Source organism: Aliigemmobacter aestuarii (genome assembly GCF_004799285.1).
In the GTDB taxonomy this organism is placed as follows: domain Bacteria; phylum Pseudomonadota; class Alphaproteobacteria; order Rhodobacterales; family Rhodobacteraceae; genus Aliigemmobacter; species Aliigemmobacter aestuarii.
Genome location: NZ_SSND01000009.1, coordinates 2,501 through 5,549, shown reverse-complemented (window position 1 = coordinate 5,549; position 3,049 = coordinate 2,501). Strand labels below are relative to the sequence as shown.

1 tRNA gene and 2 rRNA genes (1 of these 3 only partly in view) are annotated in these 3,049 nt (G+C 55.2%); all 3 read right to left on the bottom strand.

The window, feature by feature from the left end:
* Positions 1-7: 7 nt before the first annotated feature.
* Positions 8-84 (bottom strand) — tRNA-Met (locus tag E7811_RS17775).
* A gap of 67 nt (positions 85-151) precedes the next feature.
* A 5S ribosomal RNA gene (gene rrf / locus E7811_RS17770) occupies positions 152-266 on the bottom strand.
* 90 nt (positions 267-356) lie between these two features.
* Positions 357-3,049 (bottom strand): 23S ribosomal RNA (locus E7811_RS17765); it runs 141 nt beyond the window's last position.

Sequence of the window (3,049 nt, the reverse complement as noted above, 5' to 3'; positions counted from 1 at the left end):
GATATTTTGGTTGCGGGGGCAGGATTTGAACCTGCGGCCTTCAGGTTATGAGCCTGACGAGCTACCGGGCTGCTCCACCCCGCGTCAAGGATGGTACTGATCGTTTTGACCAGGTTTTTTCGTTGAGAGGTTTTTTTCGGGTTCTTTCTAGGTTTGGCGGTGACCTACTCTCCCACGTCTTGAGACGCAGTACCATTGGCGCGACGGCACTTATCGGCCGAGTTCGGGAAGGGATCGGGAGTTTTGCTCGTGCTATGACCACCAAACCGAGGAAGAACCCGAGGTGTAACATCAGGCGCTGTGATGCGCTTGTTCCTGCGTCCATGGCTTTTGATCTGTCCTTGCTGTTACTGGATCAAATCAAGCCTATCGGGCAATTAGTACCGGTCAGCTGAGTGCATTGCTGCACGTACACCTCCGGCCTATCGACGTGGTGGTCTTCCACGGCCCTCAAGGGAGACCTTGTTTTGAAGGGGGCTTCACGCTTAGATGCCTTCAGCGTTTATCCTGTCCGTTCATAGCTACCCAGCACTGCCGTTGGCACGACAACTGGTCCACCAGTGGAACGTTCACCCCGGTCCTCTCGTACTAGGGGCAACTCTTCTCAAGTCTCCTACACCCACGGCAGATAGGGACCGAACTGTCTCACGACGTTCTAAACCCAGCTCACGTACCTCTTTAAATGGCGAACAGCCATACCCTTGGGACCTGCTCCAGCCCCAGGATGAGATGAGCCGACATCGAGGTGCCAAACGATGCCGTCGATATGGACTCTTGGGCATCATCAGCCTGTTATCCCCAGAGTACCTTTTATCCGTTGAGCGATGGCCCTCCCACTTGGGACCACCGGATCACTATGGCCGACTTTCGTCTCTGCTCGACTTGTCAGTCTTGCAGTCAGGCTGGCTTCTGCCATTGCACTCAACGAGCGATTTCCGACCGCTCTGAGCCAACCTTCGCGCGCCTCCGTTACTGTTTGGGAGGCGACCGCCCCAGTCAAACTCCCCACCATGCATGGTCCCGGATCCGGATAACGGACCGCGGTTAGACATCAAGAGTGCGAAGGGTGGTATCTCAAGGGAGGCTCCACGCGAACTGGCGTCCGCGCTTCGATGCCTACCACCTATCCTGCACATCACAATCCTGATGCCAGTGCAAAGCTAGAGTAAAGGTTCATGGGGTCTTTCCGTCTAACCGCGGGAAGTGTGCATCTTGACACACAGTTCAATTTCGCTGAGTCCACGTTTGAGACAGCGGGGAGATCGTTACGCCATTCGTGCAGGTCGGAACTTACCCGACAAGGAATTTCGCTACCTTAGGACCGTTATAGTTACGGCCGCCGTTTACCGGGGCTTCAATTCAGAGCTTGCACCCCTCCTTTTAACCTTCCGGCACCGGGCAGGCGTCAGACTGTATACGTCGCCTTACGGCTTCGCACAGCCCTGTGTTTTAAGTAAACAGTCGCCACCCCCTGGTTTGTGCCCCCCGCCCATGCTTGCGCACAGACGGGGCCTCCTTCTCGCGAACTTACGGAGGCATTTTGCCGAGTTCCTTAAACGTGGTTCTCTCAAGCGCCTTGGTATACTCTACCAGTCCACCTGTGTCGGTTTCGGGTACGGTCTGATGGAGGGCTATTTCCAGGAACCGCTCAGCAGCCCGGCCAATCCGATAAGGCCGAACTACACCTGCGATCCGTCACATCCTCCTGGCCCAGGAATATTAACCTGGTTCCCATCGACTACGCCTTTCGGCCTCGCCTTAGGGGCCGGCTTACCCTGCTCAGATTAGCTTTAAGCAGGAACCCTTGGACTTTCGGCGAGAGGGTCTCTCACCCTCTTTGTCGCTACTCATGTCAACATTCTCGCTTCCGATCTCTCCACCGGATCGCTTACGCGCCGGCTTCACAGAAAGCTCCTTGCCTCCATGCTTCCCGCAAGGGAAGACAAGAGGCAGTGAGCTATATCACGGAACGCTCCGCTACCACGCACATCGCTGTGCATCCTGAGCTTCGGCTCGTGGCTTGAGCCCCGTTACATCTTCGCCGCAGGACATCTTATCTAGACCAGTGAGCTGTTACGCTATCTTTAAAGGATGGCTGCTTCTAAGCCAACCTCCTGGTTGTTTTGGACGTCCCACATGCTTTCCCACTTAGCCACGAATTAGGGGCCTTAGCTGCAGGTCAGGGTTGTTTCCCTCTTCACGACGGACGTTAGCACCCGCCGTGTGTCTCCCGGATAGTACTCTTGGGTATTCGGAGTTTACTTAGGCTCAGTAAGGCTGTGGGCCCCCATCACCCATGTAGTGCTCTACCCCCCAAGGTATTCGTCCGAGGCGCTACCTAAATAGCTTTCGCGGAGAACCAGCTATCTCCAGATTTGATTGGCCTTTCACCCCTAGCCACAAGTCATCCAGACCCTTTTCAACGGGTGTTGGTTCGGACCTCCAGTTGGTGTTACCCAACCTTCATCCTGCTCATGGCTAGATCATCTGGTTTCGGGTCTGATCCAACGAACTCATGCGCCCTTTTAAGACTCGCTTTCGCTGCGCCTACACCTACCGGCTTAAGCTCGCTCGTTAGACCAAGTCGTTGACCCATTATACAAAAGGTACGCCGTCAGGGCTCGAGGCCCCTCCGACTGCTTGTAGGCGTTCGGTTTCAGGTACTGTTTCACTCCCCTCGTCGGGGTGCTTTTCACCTTTCCCTCACGGTACTGGTTCGCTATCGGTCAGCAAGGAGTACTTAGCCTTCGGGGGTGGTCCCCCGATCTTCAGACAGGATTACACGTGTCCCGCCCTACTTGATACGTCCTCTGGAACTTCGCATACGGGGCTGTCACCCGCTGTGGCCCGCCTTTCCAGACGGTTCTGCTCGCTCTTCAAGGCTCGGCTGGTCCGCGTTCGCTCGCCACTACTAACGGAGTCTCTGTTGATTTCCTTTCCTCCGGGTACTTAGATGTTTCAGTTCCCCGGGTTTGCTCTAAAACCCCTATGTATTCAGGATCTTAGTACCTGTCTCACCCCATTATTGATAGCAGCGCTAACAATAACA